The organism is Planococcus sp. FY231025 (assembly GCF_052078085.1).
Lineage (GTDB): Bacteria > Bacillota > Bacilli > Bacillales_A > Planococcaceae > Planococcus.
Genome location: NZ_JBQJJG010000004.1, coordinates 84051 through 100267, shown reverse-complemented (window position 1 = coordinate 100267; position 16217 = coordinate 84051). Strand labels below are relative to the sequence as shown.

Below are 16217 nucleotides of genomic sequence, written 5' to 3'. Positions count from 1 at the left end.
AGCCCTGTCCGAGGGGCTTTTAGTTTCTTCACAAGAAATTCAACATACCAAAAGACTGACGTAAGGGGAATCTTAAAAGTAACGATTATAAAAATAAAAAGATGGTGCCGGTTTTCCGGCACCATCTCCAAATTTGAGAACCTTTGACGCAGGGGAAGGCTTTACGCTTCCTGCGCTTTGTTTTTCTTCACACTGATCAATGCGCCAACTGCCACAATACCTAGCAGCACTGCCCAGAAAATCAGCTTCCACTCAGCTGAATGGGCGAAGTCATATGGCAGTATGCCAAGATCTTTATGCGCCAATGTGAGGACCGTCAGCTTCACGCCCACCCAGCCGACAATGACGAAAGCTGTGGTTTCGAGCTGCGGGTATTTTTCCAGCAGCTTGACGAATTTATGGGCGGCAAAACGCATGATGATAATTCCGACGATACCGCCTGCCAGCATGACGCCGAACTGGCCGCCGTTGATGCCACCGATTTCCATAGCGCCCAAATGCGGCAAGGTCATGGCCAGCGCCACGGCTGCGAGCATCGAATCGACCGCGAAGGCGATATCCGCCAGTTCCACTTTCAGGACGGTCATCCAGAAGCCGGACCCTTTTGTCGCTTCAGGCTCCAGGGAATGCTCCTTGCCTTTCCGCTGATCGTAGATATGCTTGAATGCGATGAACAACAGGTACGCGGCCCCGAGCGCCTGGATCTGCCAAACGTCGACCAAAAGCGTAATCATGAACAAAGCGGCAAAGCGGAACACGAACGCCCCCACCAATCCGTAGAACAGCGCCTTTTTCTGCTGTTCCTTCGGCAAGTGCTTGACCATGACCGCCATCACGACAGCGTTGTCGGCAGCCAGCAACCCTTCGAGCGCCACCAGCACGAGCAGCACCCATAAATACTCCAATAAAATTGCTTCCATCTTCCATCCCCCTCTTTTTGGCCAACAAAAAAGACCCATGCCTAATTAAAGGCAAAGGTCTTGCTAAGCAAAATTCATTGCTATCACAACCGATGGCGCAAAGCCATGTAATGACGACTGTGAAATAGGTTTCCCTATAGCTACTCCCCTTTGACGAATGTCAAAAGTCTCTTGAGTTGTATCAATAGAATACCATACCGGAAGGCTGAGCGACACAGTAAATTTGTCTGAATTATGGCGCATCCGGACATTTCATTTTTGTCTCTTGCTGCCTCCCTGCAGATTCGCTGGCTTCAAACGGGCTAAAAAGGGTATGGAATAAAAAAGCGAACGTCAGGAGTGATGCCAAATGAAAGAACTGTCAACAATGGAAGAAGTGGAAAACTATCTACAGGAACCGGGGCTGCAATTCCTTTATGTACTAACCACCAGTTGAAGCGTCTGCCATGGGCTACTTCCTCAGGTTGAGGAAGCGATGAACGAATTTCCGCGAATCGAAACAAGGGAAGTCAATGCAGAAGAAATCCCGGAACTCGCTGGTTTCTTGTCCATTTTCACCGTCCCTGTCCTTGTCTTGTTTGCTGGCGGAAAAGAAATCCTGCGGGAAGCCAGATTTGTGCATGTCGACGAATTCAAACGGAAAATCGAAAAGATCTATACCGGCTTTTATTCGTAAAGCCATACAAAAAGGAGGCAGCCAATCGCTGCCTCCTTTTTTGATGCTTATAAAATGTCTGCCCAGATTTTGATGGCTGTGCCCAGGATGAGCAGCGCCAAAATCCACTGGAGGTATTTCGTGTTCATCTTCTGCCCCAGCTTCGCGCCAAGCGGTGCAGCCAAGAGACTGGCCACAATCATCACCGCTGCAGGCCCATAAAGGATCTGGTCAGTGACAATTTTCCCTATAGTCGAACCGATGGACGAAATGAACGTAATCGCAAGCGACGTTGCAATGGTCATGCGCGTCGGAATCTTTAAGACGACTAGCATGATCGGTACGAGGATGAACGCTCCTGCTGCCCCGACAATGCCTGCCGCAATCCCGACGATGAATGCCAAACCGGCAGCCAGCCATTTATTGAACGTGACTCCTTCAAGCGGAATGTCATCGACGCCTTTTTTCGGCATGAACATCATGATGACAGCAATGGTTGCCAAAATCGCATAGACGATATTGATGGCCCCTTCCGACAGCAAGGTGGAACCATAGCCGCCGATGAAACTGCCCAGCAAAATCGCTCCACCCATGTAAACAATGAGTGTCCGATTGATATAGCCGCTGCCGCGGTAAGCCCAGACACCGGCGATCGTCGCGAAAAACACTTGGATCGCACTGATGCCTGATACTTCATGGGCGCTGAATGCCGTATACCCCAACATCACCGGTATATAGAGAAGCATAGGGTATTTGATGATGGAACCCCCGATGCCGACCATTCCCGAGATGAATGAGCCGATAAAACCGATCAGGAAAATAACGATAATAAAATCTATACTCATCCTAACTCCACCTTTCTAAAAGGAAAAAGGGCATCGGAGATACCCTTCCCTGCTTTTAGCCTTTCTGGATCCAGAATTTAAGGACGTCGCCATCTTCTTGGATATCCAAAAGTTCGTGGCCTCCGGATTTCGCCCAAGCAGTCATGTCCGCTTTTGCGCCTTTATCTGTTGCAAGGATTTCAAGTACCTGCCCTGACTCCATGTCTTTCATTTCTTTTCTTGTTTTTACGATCGGCATTGGGCAAGCCAAGCCTTTTGCGTCTAATACTTTATCTGCGTTCATCATAATCTCTCCTTTTGGGTTGTGTTGTTTGTTGTTGAATCAAAACTCAATTTTGTATGCCGCTTGGCGCTTGGGACAAAGCTCCCGCACTAAGCCGAGAAGTGCACTCTTCTTAGTTCTTCGCTCAGTCCGGAAGCGCGCCGGCGCTAAGTGAAGTCTCTAAAGATATGGAGCAAAACAGCACAGCCGCCTAGGGGAGCAGCTAAGCGCAAGCCCCTAGGCAAGGAAGCTGTTTTGCGGAATATCGGATAATAAAGATTATCGCTTACCGAACTGCACAGCGGTTCGGTCCGATTTCCATTTCGCGCTGAACTTCATCATCCGGTGTGATTTTGCCCATATTCGTCTTGCGGATATCCTGGTAAGCATTCGGCTGCGGCGGCAGGTTTTTCGTTACCATATCGCGGAACTCCTGCTCGTCTTCAATATTCAAGCCGTGGTTTTCTTTGAACAGGTCGCCTAGTTTTTTCGCGACGCTGCCGTCCTCGTTAAGCTCTTCGATGATCATGAAGTGAGCCGGCAATACGATCAACTCATCGGCCAATTCTGCATAGCGGCTATAAAGTGATTCACGCAAGTCGCCTACCCAGTCTTCCGCCAGGCCGGCAAGGTCAGGGCGTCCGATGGAATCGATGAACAAAATGTCGCCTGTCATCAAGTACTGGTCATCTACGATAAAGGATGTTGAACCGATTGTATGGCCTGGTGAGTACAATGCTTCAATCTCAATTTTTGCATCGCCAATCGCCACTTCCAATCCATTGACCAATTTCGCATAGTCGAATACCACTTCTTCTGCATCCGCAGGCGGTAAGTAATACGTTGCGCCAGTCGCTTCTGCAATTGTGCGACCTCCTGAAATATGGTCAGCATGCAAATGTGTATCGAATACGTGCTTAATCGTTGCACCTTTTTCCTGCGCGAAATCCAAGAAGATATCAGCCATGCGAGTTGCGTCGATGATTGCAGCTTCGCCGCCGGAGATGGCCATGTAAGACAAGCAGCCTTTTCCGATACGGACGAACTGGTACAATTCGCCGCCGTTTTTCAAATCGCCGACTTTCACTGGTTCCAAATGTTCGCTCCAGGCTTTCATGCCGCCTGCCAAGTACGCCGCGTCGACGCCTTCTTCAGAAAGCATTTCGGCTACCATGATAGAAGATCCTTCTTTTGCACAAACCACAAGGATGTCTCTGTCTTTTGGAAGCTCTGAAACCACTTCTTCGACTCCGTCCAATAAATCAAAATAAGGTGTGTTCAAATATTGGATGTTGCCGCCTTCGATTTTCCAGTCGGCGAATGCGTCGCCGTTGCGCACATCAAGGATGAACAATGGTTCGTTATCGATTACTTTTCTTGCTACTTCTTTTGCTGACAATGCTTTTACTGCCACTATAATACCTCCCGGTGTATTTTATCGTTTAAATTTTTTTAATTAGAATGTCAATGTCACGTCTGCATCTTTAGCGAAATCTAGGAATGTTACCGCTCCGCCAACATCAATGCCGTCTACAAATGCTTCTTTTTCAAGTCCGTTCAAGTCCATAGTCATTTGGCAACCGATGAATTTGACGCCAAGTTCCTGTGCCATTTCCACAAGTTCCGGAATTGCCGGTACGTTCGCTTTTTCGAAGCCTTCTGCCAAGTCTTCCTTGCCTTCCGGCAATGCCAATTGACCGTATGCTTCTTTGTGGATCAGGTTCAACCCTTCAAATGTGAAGAAGATTGCCACTTCGTGGTCGCTCGCTGCTGCTGCAGTTGCGATATTGTACACTTTGTATGCGTCGAATAAAGATCCGTTTGATGCAATGATTGCTGTTTTTGCTGTCATTTATATTCCTCCACTAATGTGTTTTATTTTTGGTTTATGCGTTGTCCTGTTCGATGTCGCCGCCCCATACGGACATGCCTTCATTTACGTTTTTCACGCGGCTGAATCCTTTTTCAGCCAATTGCTTCGCTGCAAAATCGCTGCGGTTGCCTGTGCGGCAGATGACGAAAACTTCTTTTTCTGAATCCAGTTCGCCTGCACGCCCTTCAAGTTCCCCAAGCGGAATCGATACTGCGCCTTTTACATGACCGAATGCATATTCTGCCGGTTCGCGGACGTCCAAGACGATGACATCGTCGCGCCCAAGCTGCTCCTGCAATTCGCTGTTCGTCACGGTGTGCGGGAATTTGGCTTCGTTTTTTTCTTCTGATGAGTCCGCTTTGCGCAAGTAATGCTTCAGCACGTCGCCTTCTTCAGAAGTGCCAAGATACTGGTTTCCGCTGCTTTTTGCCCAGGCTTTCATATCTGCGAGCGATCCTTTGTCAGTCGCCTGCACTTCAATCACTTGCCCTGGCTCTAAATCTTTCATCGCTTTTTTCGTGCGCACGATCGGCATCGGGCACGCAAGCCCTTTAGCATCAAGAATTTGGTCTGTTTTAATCATCAAGATTCCTCCTAATTACCTCGCGGGGTATATTAATCTTTAAAAAAATTTATTCGGTCGGGGCATCCCAGTCGAGCATGCCGCCATCCATGTTGATGACGTTATAGCCGCGGCTTTGGAGCAGCTGTGCCGCCATACCGCTCCGGTTGCCGGATCGGCAAACGAGGACATGCTCTTTGGACTTGTCGATGTCCTGAAGACGGAACTCCAGAAGGCTGAGCGGAATATTCACGGCTCCCGGAATCTTCCCGGCTCTCACTTCTTCTGTTTTCCGTACATCTATAATTGAAACATCGTTATTGGCGTTCATGTATTTTTCCACTTCTTGCGTTGTCATGCGATTCATCGGTTTTCCTCCTCTGAATGGTGAATGGATTGTGGATGGTAACTGCCCATGCCGCCTCTTACGTTGATCACTTTGTCGAAACCTTTTTTCTTCAAAAGAGCGGCTGCTTTGCTGCTTCTCATGCCGCTTTGGCAAATCACATAAGTTTCCTTGTTTGCATCAAGTTCGCCGATGCGCGCCGACAATTCGTTTAGCGGGATGTTCTTGAATTCCTTGATCCGATTCGCTTTGTATTCAGCTGGCGTCCGGACATCGATAAACTGCTTCCCTGACTTTTTCAGTTCAGGTTTCAATTCATCTGTCGAAATGGACTTGGTCCCTTTTGACGGAGTGATGGCCCGGTAGCCGCTAAAGACGATTACTGCACCGATTAAAATCATTACCCAAGTGTCCATAATACCCCTCTTTTCTATTTAGTTTAGAGTTGAACTAATGAATTTTATTATCCGATATTCCGCGAAACAGCTACGCTTGCCGCGGGCGAGCGCCAAGCCTCCTCAGCCTCGTGGCGGCTTGCGGGGTCTCGGCTGTCTCGCTATCCCGCAGGCGTCTCCGCTATTTCACTCCATATCGAGAGATTTTATAGCGACGGCGCGTCAAGGGCTAGGCAATAAAATGGTCCAAAGGTGGTTTGGGCCATTTTATTTGCGACGAAGCTAGCGCAGCGATGCAGGAGCAGAAGGTTTTTCGCTATGAGACGAGCGTTCTTCTCGGCTCATGGCGAGAGCCAAAGAGGCGCCCAAAGCATTTGGGTGACTCTTTTGCGACGAGCTTGCGCAGGAGCAATCGTCTTTGCTCTTCCCAAAGCGACCGGAGCGATTTTTACACCATTTATTAATTATATTGATATTTTTTAGATGAACAGATTCACGTTGCCGTCTTCAGCGTCAGCCAGGTATGCTGCAACTCCGGCGTATGTTACGTCGTCGAGCAATTCTTCCTGCTTCAGTCCGAGAAGGTCCATCGTCATCGTGCATGCCACCAAATCGATTTCCTGTTCCTGCGCCATTTCGATCAGCTGCGGCATTGTCATTGCGTTGTGCTTGTTGATGACTTGTTTGATCATTTTTGGCCCCATGCCAACCATGTTCATATTGGACAAGCCCATCTTGTCTGCGCCTCTTGGCATCATTTTCGCGAACTGCCGTTCAAGGAAAGTTTTCTTCACTGCCGGCGGATTATCTTTCCGCAATGCATTCAATCCCCAGAAAGTATGGAAGATGGTCACCTTGTGGTCATAGGCTGCTGCACCGTTCGCGATGATATATGCTGCCATCGCTTTGTCGTAATCCCCACTGAATAAAATAATGTTTGTTGATTTTGTTTGTTCCACTATCCTGTTTCCTCCATCCAATATACCTATAGGGGTATTTAAAAATCAAAATAAAAAAATCACCGGCTTGAGCGACAAAGTTTTAATACCTACATGGGTATCCTAACATCCGAGATGACCTGCGTCAACCCGAAAGCTTAAATCGATTTCTTGTCTGCTTTTTATCTACTTTTTACAAGAAGGCTTACTGCATCCTTAACCAATTTGTCGGTGCTTTCCCCGTTTTCAAGGCTTTCCCGTACACATTGCTCGAGGTTTTCGCTGACAATCACTCCGATTGTGCGGTCCACTGCGCTTCGTACAGCTGACAATTGAGTTACTACGTCACGGCAATCATCGTTTTTCTCGATCATTCGAAGTACACCTTTGAGCTGGCCTTCAATCCGCTTCAAGCGATTCTGAATTTGTTTATCGTATTCCATTATGGTTTGCCTCCTTAATTCTTAACTTCATTACCCTTAGTATATACCCTTTAGGGTATAAAATCAACCCATTAGCTCAGCACAATAAATGGACCATCTCCAACGCCAGCTGTCTGCCGCAGCTGCGCGCCAAAGATAGACCATTTCATCAATCAGACCGCGCAATTATTCGGGCCTGTCTCCATTTCACTTGCCTTTTCCGGTTCCGGCTTGAGTTTCCCCATATTGGTCTGCCGGATTTCTTCATAGGCGTTCGGCTGTTCTTTCAGGCCTTCCGTCACCCGCTTGATAAAGCTGGCTTCGTCTTTGATCTGCAGCCCTTCATTCTTTTCATAGAGGACGCTTAATTTTTCCGAGACGCTGCCGTCTTTATTCATCTCGCCGGATTCTGCATAATGAGCCGGCAAGACAAGCAGGTCCCCGGCAAGCTCTTTATAGCGCTTGTTCAATGTTTCGTACAAATCGTCTGCCCAATCCTGCGCTTTCCCGGCCAAATCCGGACGGCCGATCGATTCGACAAAAAGGATATCGCCTGTCAGAAGGTATTGATCATCGACAAGGAAGGTCGTACTGCCGATTGTATGCCCCGGCGAGTATACCGCTTCTATCACCGTTTTGCCGACTTCCAGCTTCAGCCCGTCCGTGGCTGCTTCAAAATCAAACACCACTTCGTCAGCATCATCCGGCGGCAGATAATATGCGGCCCCCGAATCGTCAGCCAGCGCTTTGCCTCCTGAAATATGGTCAGCATGCAGATGGGTATCCAATACGTATTTAATGGTCAAGCCCTTTTCCTGAGCAAACTTCTTATAGTTTTCGATCATGCGGTTCGCATCGATCACCGCAGCTTCGCCATCCGATTCAATCAAGTAGGAAAGGCATCCTTTTCCGAGGCGGACAAATTGATAGATGGCTCCGCCTTCCACATCCCCGATTTTCACCGGTTCCAGCTGTTCACTCCAGGCAGCCATTCCGCCTTCAATAGAGTAGATGTTTTCAAATCCGTTCTCTGTCAGATACTCCGCCGCTTGCTTCGACGTATTCCCTTTTGCACAAACCGTATACACCGGCCGGTCTTTCGGAAGGTCCGCAAGCTCCGATGACCCGGAACCTTTCAGCTCTTTGAACGGAATATTCAGGAGCTGCACATTGCTCCCTTCGATTTGCCAGTCCTTTGAAGCCTCAGTGTCACGGACATCCAAGATATATACCGGCTCCTGCTTGATCACCTGATCCGCAACGTCCTTTGGCGATATTGATTTTACCGTCATGTAGAATTCCTCCTAGCATTCAGCACTTTTACCGTATGGGGTATAAAACAGGTAAAAAAAAACCATTGGCTGTTAGACAGATTTATCGATGCACCCGATCAATCTTTCTTCAATGTCCACAGCAATTTCCTTGATCGAATCCTTCTGTACCATTTCAATCAATGCACTCGGTTTCGGCATTCCGATCTTTGTTGTGCCGTTTTCTTCGTAGACGACGATTTTACATGGAAGGAAATAGCCGACCAGCAAATCTTCGGACAAGACCCGGTTCGCTTCCTGCGGGTTGCAGACTTCCAGTATCGTGAACGGTGTATCAAAGTCAGTGCCTTTTTCCTGAAGTTTTGCCGTCAGATCAAAATTCCACAGGACTCCGAATTTTTCTTCTTTCAGGTTTTCTTCAAGCGCACGGACAGCTTCCTCGCGGCTTTTCGATGTTTCTACAGTGTAATTGAACATGTTGGTGCTCCTCTCTTTTTATAAACTTGGTCTTTGGTAAATTTCCCTCATTCATCCGAATAAAACATTTTGTCGCCAAATCGTATTTAGAACTTCCCGGCTAAAGTGAATAATAGAAAAGCGATTCCTCCCAGGAACGCAAGTTTTTGGGACGGTCATAACGCATTCCAAAATGGTTTCATGTTCTGCCCCTTTCATCAACCATTTTTTGCGACGGCGGCGTAATGCCTGTCGTTCAAGCGCACCACTTCTGGAACAAATCCGTTCTGCCTGAGCAGTTCCGCCATTTCTTGTGAAGAAATTTTATCTTCCAGCGGCGGGCCGACAGCAGTCTCGACTTTCTCCCATTCGACAATCATCAGCGTACCGCCGGGCTTTAATACTCTTTTTGCTTCGTGGATGGCTTTTGCCACATCCGGCACTTCATGGATGACAAATGCAGCCATCACCTTGTCCACCGACCCTTCGCTCAGTGGGATATTCTCCAAATCGCTGACGATGTATTCGACGTTCCCAAGCCCTTCTTTTGCCGCCCGCTCTTTCAGCAGCGCCAGCATTTTCGGTTCGATGTCCACTGCATAGACCGAGCCATCCACTTTTTTGGCCATCGGAATGGTGAAATAGCCATTCCCTGCGCCCAAATCCGCTACAGCATCAGCCGAATTCAGCTTCAGATGCTGCAGCACAGCTTCTGTAGGCAAGAGTGTCTGGCGCTCTTCACTGAACAACACTTCCGCTTTTCCTGGATCGAATTGTTTTTCGCTCATTGAACGACTCCTCCTTGCTTTTAAACCCCTTGGGGTATGTATACCTCTAAGAGTATCGCTTCGGCTTCCGGGAAACAATCGATACGACTCAGCATCTCACCTGTGGAAAAAGAAAAGCGTCCGGGAACCTGCTTTTCCCCGTCCGCTTCTTATTTTCAAGGCACCATAGGCAGCCCCTTGTCCTCTGGTATTTATCCTTTATTCCGCATCGGCTCGAGAGCGTTCGTCCAGGCAACAACCTGATCGAGCATCGCTGTTACGGACTTTTCATGGACCTCCGCCGGCTTGAACTCTTTCATTTTGACAAAATCCGTGAACAGCGACATTGCCGGGTGGGCGCGTACGGAGGCTATCTGGAGCTCTGCCAAGATGATGCGCAAGGATTCCGCTGCCCGGACTCCGCCGGCCGAGCCGTAGCTCACGATGCCGGCCGCTTTGTTGTTCCATTCGATATACAGATAGTCGATGGCATTTTTCAGCGCTGACGTCACGCCTCTATTGTATTCAGGGCAAATAAAGACATAGCCATCCAGCTCGGCAATTTTCTTCGACCATGGAATCGCTTCCGGCGTCTGGTAGTCCTGGCTATAGGCAGCGGAAATCGGTTCGGCGTACATCGGCAGATTGAATTCCGCCAGATCCACGATTTCGTATTCTGCATCCCCCCGCTTGTCCGCTATGCCTTTGACCCATTCCGCCACCTGCGGGCTGTTGCGCCCCGGCCGTGTGCTTCCTGTAATAATGCCAATCTTCGTCATCGATATCGTCCTCCTCAATTTGTGATTGTCTAAACCGGTGAACTTTCACTCCTTGATGCACCTTCATCGTAAAAGAAATATCTGTCGATTTCAAATTAAATACCGAATATTCGTATAAATTAACAAAAAAGAAGAATCTCATGCAGCACAGCCGAGAACTTTATCGGCCTTTTTAGCCTTGTCCTTCCGTTTTTTTCATTTTCAACGGAATGAAAAAATGGGAGGTGCCTTCCCACTCGAGTTCCTCTGCTAAAACTGCAAACGTGGAATGGAAAAATTCCTGTACGGTTTCGCCTGTGCCGTTCGACGCAGCGGCGCTTTCCAGGTCCAAAAAGTACTCGCTCAGCGACTGGTCGTAATAGGCCTGCGCGGGCTTCACCGAAGGACCATTCAAGTCCTTGTAGATAAACGGGTAAGGCAGGACAAAAAAGGACGGCACATCCACATTGCCGTCGCCAAGCCAGAACCCATATTCAATCATGGGCTCGTCAAACGCCGCTTTTTCAATCACTTTGTCTTCCGGAAACGGCTCCATTCTGTTTTGGATGAGGAGCATCGATACATCGAATGTTCCCCAGAAAAGAGCCGGCATCATTTTCCGGCAGCGCAGCGGCGCCAGGAACTTCTGCTGTTCCTGAAGGGCGAAATGGAAAAGCCGAAGCCCTCTCATTGCCGCCGGCTGGTCGAATGCCAATGGTGTATGGTCTTCGTTCAGGCCCTTTTGATAAGCCATCTCCTGCGGCTTTGGGTTGATGGCGACGCCGATGCCGTGGGAAGCCAGCGATCTGAACACTTCATCGTAGTAATCCTTGATGGATTTGGAAGCCGCCAATTGAAACGCTTCAACCTCCCCATCGGCGTTCACGAGTATTCGGCTGTTTCGGATATCCAGATCGAGCTGAAAGGCAGTCTCTTTCCAAAACAACAGGCCGGTAGAGAAGCCATCCGGGGTAACGGCGAGAGCCACATGCGCCCATTGCGGTTCCTGCTGTGCGGTTTCCAGTTTTATTTTCCCGAGAATCTGTGAGATCAAATGCAAGGTGAATTTGGTTTCTGCCCATTCCGAATGCCTGATCACGTCCATCTTCATCCATCCCCTCTTTTACAACGCCTTTTTACTGTCAGAGTCCAGCGGTTTCCAGCAATACGATGACCAAGTCCTTTCCTTTTTCATGTCTGTCCACTGAGTATTCGATATGCTGGCTCGAATTCCTTTTTATAAACCTAATTTATCAATGAAACACAAAAAGCCCGCGGAGAAAGCGATGCTTTTCTCCGCGGGCTTTGGATTTTGAATTCATCGGGCGTTTACTTTGTTTAGCAGCCGGCTGTCGCTCCGACCATTACAAGGCCGGACTGCTCGCCTTGCGTCTCGAAATCCAGCGTCAGGCTTTCGGCAGCTTCTTTTGCATCCGGGGCAATCGCCGTGCGGATTCCGTTGACGTCCGCCACTTCATCCGCCGCTTCCGGTGCATCAAGCGACAAGCCGATCGACGGCCCGCAGCAGCCGGCTGTCGCATAAATGCGTAGGCCTTCGGCGTTATGTTCTTCGAGGATCGTTTGGATGTATTGTTTTGCTTCATCTGTGATTTTCATGGAATCTGTCTCTCCTTTTGGGTGAAAGTTCATTTTATTTTTTGTGTCAGGCGTTCGGAAAAATCCGCTGCAGCGACTCTTTCATTTGCGGTTTTACGCTGATTTTAGGGCGCACGGCGGTTGCCTGGGCTTCCGCTTCCCCGATGCTTCCGGCTTTACCCAACGCCAGGAGTGTGCCGATGGCCACAGTGCCGGTGCGGTTGCTGCCGCCTGCACAATGGAAATAAACTTTCTTGCCATCGTTGTAGGCATTGACGACCTCTTCAATCGCTTTCTTGACCGATTCATCCTGGTGTTCTTCGGAGTCGTCAAGAATCGGGCTGTGGATCCGTTCATATCCGTAATCGTCTTCCGCCGCTTCGGCGCGCAAATCGACTACTAGGTCAACCTGTTCCGTTTCGACTGCATCCTTGGCATCTGCTGCCCCGCCGATGAAAATGCGGTCTTTTACAAGTTCCTGATAGTCTTTGGTCATTTCGGTCCCGCCTTTTCTGATAATGTCTGGCTCCAGTCGATGATTTCCTGTCCTTCCAGGTAGCGCTCGGTATCCATCGCGGCCATGCAGCCGGACCCCGCCGCCGTAATCGCTTGGCGATAGCGCTTGTCCTGCACATCGCCGCAGGCAAAGATGCCCGGGATGTTCGTTTCAGTGGTGCCAGGCACCACCTGGATATAGCCCGTGTTATCCGTCTCAATCTGTCCGTCCAGGAAAGCCGTATTCGGGGTATGGCCAATCGCCACGAAAATGCCGTCTGTTTCGATGATCTCTTCTTCCCCTGTTTCGCCGTTGCGCACTTTCAACCCGGTCACTTTCATGCCGTCGCTGACCACTTCAACCGGCGTGCGGTTCAGCTTCCATGAAATCTTTTCGTTTTGGCGGGCGCGGTCCTGCATGATTTTGGAAGCCCGCAATTCGTTCCGGCGATGGACAATAACGACTTCTGCTGCAAACTTCGTCAGGAAGCTTGCTTCTTCCATCGCTGAATCCCCGCCTCCCACAATGACGATCTTTTTGCCGCGGTAGAAAAAACCATCGCATGTCGCACACGTGCTGACGCCGGTGCCGATGTTCTCGGCTTCGCCGGGAATCTGCAACATTTTGGCGGAAGCGCCGGTGGACAAGATAAGCGCTTCTGCCGCCACTTCGCCTATGCCATTGACCTGCAAAAGAAAAGGGCTTTGCGAAGTATCGACTGAAGTGACCCAGCCGCTTTTGAATACCGCACCGAAGCGTTCGGCCTGCTTGCGCATATTGTCAATCAATTCCGGGCCCATAATGCCATCGACAAAGCCGGGAAAGTTCTCTACTTCTGTCGTCAGCGTCAATTGTCCGCCCGGCTCATTCCCTTCAATAATCAGTGGATTCATGTTCGCTCTTGCCAAGTAAATCGCTGCTGTAAGACCGGCAGGGCCGGTTCCCAGGATGACTACTTTATGCATGCTGCTTCCCTCCAACGGATTATAGGATGAATTCTTTCAACTGGGTATAGCCGATTTTTTCTTCGTGCAGCCATGGAATCACGGCGCATTTTGGAGCCAGTTCATCGTTAACTTTCTTGATCCATTTCTTCTCGGAATTCGCCCGGCCGCGTAAAATCGGATCTGCCGTTTCCGTAGCGTACAGGCTTTGGTTAATGATCCACCATTCCGGTTCGATCTGGGCTCGCTTCAAGTCCTCCTGCAACCTTGCCGCTTCGAGTACAGGCGTCGCTTCCGCCAGCGTCACAATGACCACAGCGGTTTCCTGCGGATTGCGCAGGCGCGGCAGGAGTTTTTTGACGTTTTCCGGCACGTCACCCGTCGAACGGCTCATCTCTTGATGGTAGGCTTCGGTCGAATCCAGCAGCAACAGCGTATGGCCGGTCGGAGCCGTGTCAATCACGACAATCTCGTTCTCCGATTTCTCAACCACCGCTGCAAAAGCTTGGAACAAGGCGATTTCTTCCGTGCACGGCGATTCCAGGTCTTCCTGAAGATAGGCCAGCTCTTCTTCGCTCAGCCCGTTCCCAGCATTGGCAAGAACCGTTTGCTTGTACCGTGCAACTTCGATTTGGGGATTGATGCTGCTGATGGACAAATTATCGCGTGTCTCGCTTCCTGCAAACGTATAGGCCAGATGCGCAGCCGGATCTGTCGTAGTCAAATGAACACGATGCCCTTTTTCGGACAAGCCCACCGCAATAGCTGATGCAATCGAGGTTTTGCCAACGCCGCCTTTGCCCATCGTGAAGATGACCCGCATATTCTTTTCAGAGAAATCTTCAATCACTTGGTTCAAACCCGGAAGGGCCAACGCTTCTTCGTTCGCATCTTCCACTTCGAAATTCGTCATGGCGTACGAGCTGAACAGGTGGCGCAAGTTCTCCACGCCAGTCAGGGAATATGAAACAAACGGCAGCGCAAACGTCATGACCTGTTTCAAGGCTTCCGGCGTTTCTTGCAGCGCTTGCCGCTGGCGCCTGTAGAATGCAGCCGATACCGCATCTTTCGGCTGGTGCGTCTGCAGCAGTCCGTTCACAATCAGCAATTGGTTGCGGATGCCGATTTCTTTCAATTCGGCCGAAGCGCGGTCCGCTTCAAGCAATGACGAATTGTCGGGGCGCGCAATCAGCAGCAGTGTCGTCTTTTCCCGGTCGGAAAGGGAAGCGACCGCTTTGGCGTACATCTCTTTTTTCCCTTCCAAGCCTGCGAGCGGTCCCAAGCAAGAAGCGCCGTGTGTGCTTTCTTCCAGGAATCCGCTCCATGCCGTCGGCAGCTGCAACAGCCGCAGCGTGTGACCGGTCGGTGCCGTATCAAACAAAACATGGTCGAATTGCTCTAAGATGGTTTCATCCGCCAGCAAATGTGAGAATTCATCAAAGGCGGCAATTTCTACCGTACAGGCGCCGGACAACTGCTCTTCCATGGTGGCTAAGACCGCCTCCGGCAGTTTGCCGCGGTACGGGCCGACCACGTTTTCCTTGTAAGCCCGCGCCGATTCTTCGGGATCGATGTTGCACGCCGAAAGATTGGCAACGCTTGGAATAGCCATCGGCTCGTTCGTCAAGCCGACTTCCAGCACGTCCTGCAGATTGGAGGCCGGGTCAGTGCTGACCAGCAGCACTTTTTTTCCTTGGTCAGCCAAAGCGACCGCCGTGGCACAAGCTGTCGAGGTCTTCCCGACTCCGCCTTTGCCGGTGAAGAACAGAAACGGTGTTAGGGGCATCTTTTTCGGATTGAACAGTGAATACATTTGCGTCTCTCCTTTAGTTGCCAAAATTGACGGACACACGTAACCGCGGTTTTTCCTGCAATTCGGCCGGCGTTGTTCCGAACCATTTCGCCAGCTCTTCATTTGTCGGATACTCCGCCATCTTCACGATTTCTCCATCGACCAGGACCACAGGAAGCGCTTCCGGCCCCTTTTCTGCCAACGCTTGGTTGACGGTTCCGTTTTCGACAAATGCACCGGGGTCACTGGTCAAATTATAGCGTTTGATTGTGAAGCCTCGCTTTTCGAGTGAATAAACAGCAGATGCAATGCGGGTGAGCTCCGGATCTACAACGGGTCCACAGACGCCTGTGGAGCAGCACATCGCCGGATCAAAGATTTCGACTTTTTTCATGATAAATTCCCCTCCATTACGAATAGTAGAATATACGAATGTTCATTTGAGAAAAAAAGCCGTGATGCCAAATCACGGCTCTTTGATTACTTGCCAGTTTCTGCGAACTGGCGGATGCGTGCACCGATTTCATCGCGGACGTTTTGGAAGACGGTCCACTTTTCTTCTTCCGTGCCTTGCGCTTTTGCGGGGTCTGTAAAGCCCCAGTGGTCGCGCTTGACATGAGGCGGCGTCATCGGGCATTTGTCCGCTGCGTCGCCGCAAAGGGTTACAACAAAGTCCGCATTGTTCAAGATGTCGGTGTCGATGACATCCGATGTCTGGTTGGAGATGTCGATGCCCACTTCGTTCATCGCTTTGACCGCGTTCGGGTTCAACCCGTGCGCTTCAATGCCGGCACTCAGCACCTGCCACTCGTCTCCAAGAATTTCTTTCCCCCAGCCCTCTGCCATCTGGCTGCGGCATGAGTTGCCTGTGCATAGGAAATACAATGTTTTTTTCGTCATAATATAAAACTCCTTTTCC

At 49.9% G+C, this 16217-nt stretch carries 22 protein-coding genes; 1 reads left to right on the top strand and 21 read right to left on the bottom strand.

Annotation, left to right across the window (positions count from 1 at the left end; all coding sequences use genetic code 11):
- Positions 1–161 precede the first annotated feature (161 nt).
- A complete protein-coding gene (locus ACTL32_RS03795) occupies positions 162–920 on the bottom strand; it encodes a TerC family protein (RefSeq protein WP_204893228.1) in 759 nt (252 codons plus the stop codon).
- A 475-nt stretch (positions 921–1395) separates the two neighbouring features.
- Between ACTL32_RS03795 and ACTL32_RS03790 the strand changes: the two genes are divergently transcribed.
- On the top strand, positions 1396–1596 hold the full coding sequence (locus tag ACTL32_RS03790; RefSeq protein WP_441340206.1) for a thioredoxin family protein: 201 nt from the start codon (positions 1396–1398) through the stop codon (positions 1594–1596).
- A 47-nt stretch (positions 1597–1643) separates the two neighbouring features.
- Here ACTL32_RS03790 and ACTL32_RS03785 read toward each other — a convergent pair whose 3' ends face one another.
- From ACTL32_RS03785 to arsC, 20 genes are all read right to left on the bottom strand, one after another.
- Positions 1644–2420 carry a sulfite exporter TauE/SafE family protein gene (locus tag ACTL32_RS03785; protein ID WP_441340205.1) on the bottom strand — a complete coding sequence of 259 codons (777 nt, stop codon included), beginning with the start codon at positions 2418–2420 and terminating at the stop codon, positions 1644–1646.
- A 55-nt stretch (positions 2421–2475) separates the two neighbouring features.
- On the bottom strand, positions 2476–2703 hold the full coding sequence (locus tag ACTL32_RS03780; protein WP_441340204.1) for a sulfurtransferase TusA family protein: 228 nt from the start codon (positions 2701–2703) through the stop codon (positions 2476–2478).
- 265 nt (positions 2704–2968) lie between these two features.
- A complete protein-coding gene (locus ACTL32_RS03775) occupies positions 2969–4096 on the bottom strand; it encodes an MBL fold metallo-hydrolase (RefSeq protein ID WP_441340203.1) in 1128 nt (375 codons plus the stop codon).
- A gap of 42 nt (positions 4097–4138) precedes the next feature.
- Complete coding sequence (locus tag ACTL32_RS03770) at positions 4139–4534, bottom strand: DsrE/DsrF/DrsH-like family protein (RefSeq protein WP_441340202.1); 396 nt, start codon at positions 4532–4534, stop codon at positions 4139–4141.
- Positions 4535–4568: 34 nt separating this feature from the next.
- Positions 4569–5138: a sulfurtransferase TusA family protein gene (locus ACTL32_RS03765; protein ID WP_441340201.1), complete on the bottom strand. Its 570-nt coding sequence runs from the start codon at positions 5136–5138 to the stop codon at positions 4569–4571.
- Between the two features lie 49 nt (positions 5139–5187).
- Positions 5188–5484: a rhodanese-like domain-containing protein gene (locus ACTL32_RS03760; RefSeq protein ID WP_441340200.1), complete on the bottom strand. Its 297-nt coding sequence runs from the start codon at positions 5482–5484 to the stop codon at positions 5188–5190.
- Positions 5481–5879, bottom strand: a complete 399-nt coding sequence (locus tag ACTL32_RS03755; protein WP_441340199.1) for a rhodanese-like domain-containing protein — start codon at positions 5877–5879, stop codon at positions 5481–5483. The genes ACTL32_RS03760 and ACTL32_RS03755 overlap by 4 nt, the downstream gene beginning before the upstream one ends.
- A 458-nt stretch (positions 5880–6337) precedes the next feature.
- On the bottom strand, positions 6338–6820 hold the full coding sequence (locus ACTL32_RS03750) for a DsrE/DsrF/DrsH-like family protein (protein ID WP_441340676.1): 483 nt from the start codon (positions 6818–6820) through the stop codon (positions 6338–6340).
- A gap of 158 nt (positions 6821–6978) precedes the next feature.
- Positions 6979–7239 carry a metal-sensitive transcriptional regulator gene (locus tag ACTL32_RS03745; RefSeq protein WP_441340198.1) on the bottom strand — a complete coding sequence of 87 codons (261 nt, stop codon included), beginning with the start codon at positions 7237–7239 and terminating at the stop codon, positions 6979–6981.
- Positions 7240–7391: 152 nt separating this feature from the next.
- Complete coding sequence (locus tag ACTL32_RS03740; protein WP_441340197.1) at positions 7392–8510, bottom strand: MBL fold metallo-hydrolase; 1119 nt, start codon at positions 8508–8510, stop codon at positions 7392–7394.
- A gap of 72 nt (positions 8511–8582) precedes the next feature.
- Positions 8583–8966 (bottom strand): DUF302 domain-containing protein, encoded by a 384-nt coding sequence (locus ACTL32_RS03735; protein ID WP_441340196.1) that lies wholly within the window; start codon positions 8964–8966, stop codon positions 8583–8585.
- A 197-nt stretch (positions 8967–9163) separates the two neighbouring features.
- Positions 9164–9733 (bottom strand): class I SAM-dependent methyltransferase, encoded by a 570-nt coding sequence (locus tag ACTL32_RS03730; protein ID WP_441340195.1) that lies wholly within the window; start codon positions 9731–9733, stop codon positions 9164–9166.
- A 191-nt stretch (positions 9734–9924) separates the two neighbouring features.
- Positions 9925–10491 (bottom strand): NADPH-dependent FMN reductase, encoded by a 567-nt coding sequence (locus ACTL32_RS03725; RefSeq protein WP_441340194.1) that lies wholly within the window; start codon positions 10489–10491, stop codon positions 9925–9927.
- 172 nt (positions 10492–10663) lie between these two features.
- Positions 10664–11581, bottom strand: a complete 918-nt coding sequence (locus ACTL32_RS03720) for a DUF5996 family protein (RefSeq protein ID WP_441340193.1) — start codon at positions 11579–11581, stop codon at positions 10664–10666.
- Between the two features lie 227 nt (positions 11582–11808).
- Positions 11809–12087 (bottom strand): iron-sulfur cluster biosynthesis family protein, encoded by a 279-nt coding sequence (locus ACTL32_RS03715; RefSeq protein ID WP_441340192.1) that lies wholly within the window; start codon positions 12085–12087, stop codon positions 11809–11811.
- 46 nt (positions 12088–12133) lie between these two features.
- Positions 12134–12562: a protein-tyrosine phosphatase family protein gene (locus tag ACTL32_RS03710; RefSeq protein WP_441340191.1), complete on the bottom strand. Its 429-nt coding sequence runs from the start codon at positions 12560–12562 to the stop codon at positions 12134–12136.
- On the bottom strand, positions 12559–13527 hold the full coding sequence (gene trxB, locus ACTL32_RS03705) for a thioredoxin-disulfide reductase (RefSeq protein WP_441340190.1): 969 nt from the start codon (positions 13525–13527) through the stop codon (positions 12559–12561). Before trxB ends, ACTL32_RS03710 begins: the two co-directional genes overlap by 4 nt.
- A 19-nt stretch (positions 13528–13546) precedes the next feature.
- Positions 13547–15319, bottom strand: coding sequence for an arsenical pump-driving ATPase (arsA, locus tag ACTL32_RS03700; RefSeq protein WP_441340189.1), 1773 nt, complete (start codon positions 15317–15319; stop codon positions 13547–13549).
- Between the two features lie 13 nt (positions 15320–15332).
- The gene (gene arsD, locus ACTL32_RS03695) at positions 15333–15692 is read right to left on the bottom strand and encodes an arsenite efflux transporter metallochaperone ArsD (RefSeq protein WP_441340188.1); all 360 of its coding nucleotides are present in this window, start codon (positions 15690–15692) and stop codon (positions 15333–15335) included.
- An 86-nt stretch (positions 15693–15778) separates the two neighbouring features.
- A complete protein-coding gene (gene arsC / locus ACTL32_RS03690) occupies positions 15779–16198 on the bottom strand; it encodes an arsenate reductase (thioredoxin) (RefSeq protein ID WP_441340187.1) in 420 nt (139 codons plus the stop codon).
- Positions 16199–16217: the final 19 nt, after the last annotated feature.

Coding starts and splice junctions, on each gene's coding strand:
- ACTL32_RS03755 (WP_441340199.1), bottom strand. CDS start 5,879: ATGGACACTTGGGTAATGATTTTAATCGGTGCAGTAATCGTCTTTAGC.
- ACTL32_RS03790 (WP_441340206.1), top strand. CDS start 1,396: ATGAACGAATTTCCGCGAATCGAAACAAGGGAAGTCAATGCAGAAGAA.
- ACTL32_RS03710 (WP_441340191.1), bottom strand. CDS start 12,562: ATGACCAAAGACTATCAGGAACTTGTAAAAGACCGCATTTTCATCGGC.
- ACTL32_RS03740 (WP_441340197.1), bottom strand. CDS start 8,510: ATGACGGTAAAATCAATATCGCCAAAGGACGTTGCGGATCAGGTGATC.
- ACTL32_RS03770 (WP_441340202.1), bottom strand. CDS start 4,534: ATGACAGCAAAAACAGCAATCATTGCATCAAACGGATCTTTATTCGAC.
- ACTL32_RS03735 (WP_441340196.1), bottom strand. CDS start 8,966: ATGTTCAATTACACTGTAGAAACATCGAAAAGCCGCGAGGAAGCTGTC.
- ACTL32_RS03720 (WP_441340193.1), bottom strand. CDS start 11,581: ATGAAGATGGACGTGATCAGGCATTCGGAATGGGCAGAAACCAAATTC.
- arsD (WP_441340188.1), bottom strand. CDS start 15,692: ATGAAAAAAGTCGAAATCTTTGATCCGGCGATGTGCTGCTCCACAGGC.
- ACTL32_RS03780 (WP_441340204.1), bottom strand. CDS start 2,703: ATGAACGCAGATAAAGTATTAGACGCAAAAGGCTTGGCTTGCCCAATG.
- ACTL32_RS03725 (WP_441340194.1), bottom strand. CDS start 10,491: ATGACGAAGATTGGCATTATTACAGGAAGCACACGGCCGGGGCGCAAC.
- arsA (WP_441340189.1), bottom strand. CDS start 15,319: ATGTATTCACTGTTCAATCCGAAAAAGATGCCCCTAACACCGTTTCTG.
- ACTL32_RS03785 (WP_441340205.1), bottom strand. CDS start 2,420: ATGAGTATAGATTTTATTATCGTTATTTTCCTGATCGGTTTTATCGGC.
- arsC (WP_441340187.1), bottom strand. CDS start 16,198: ATGACGAAAAAAACATTGTATTTCCTATGCACAGGCAACTCATGCCGC.
- ACTL32_RS03715 (WP_441340192.1), bottom strand. CDS start 12,087: ATGAAAATCACAGATGAAGCAAAACAATACATCCAAACGATCCTCGAA.
- ACTL32_RS03760 (WP_441340200.1), bottom strand. CDS start 5,484: ATGAATCGCATGACAACGCAAGAAGTGGAAAAATACATGAACGCCAAT.
- ACTL32_RS03730 (WP_441340195.1), bottom strand. CDS start 9,733: ATGAGCGAAAAACAATTCGATCCAGGAAAAGCGGAAGTGTTGTTCAGT.
- ACTL32_RS03745 (WP_441340198.1), bottom strand. CDS start 7,239: ATGGAATACGATAAACAAATTCAGAATCGCTTGAAGCGGATTGAAGGC.
- ACTL32_RS03795 (WP_204893228.1), bottom strand. CDS start 920: ATGGAAGCAATTTTATTGGAGTATTTATGGGTGCTGCTCGTGCTGGTG.
- trxB (WP_441340190.1), bottom strand. CDS start 13,527: ATGCATAAAGTAGTCATCCTGGGAACCGGCCCTGCCGGTCTTACAGCA.
- ACTL32_RS03765 (WP_441340201.1), bottom strand. CDS start 5,138: ATGATTAAAACAGACCAAATTCTTGATGCTAAAGGGCTTGCGTGCCCG.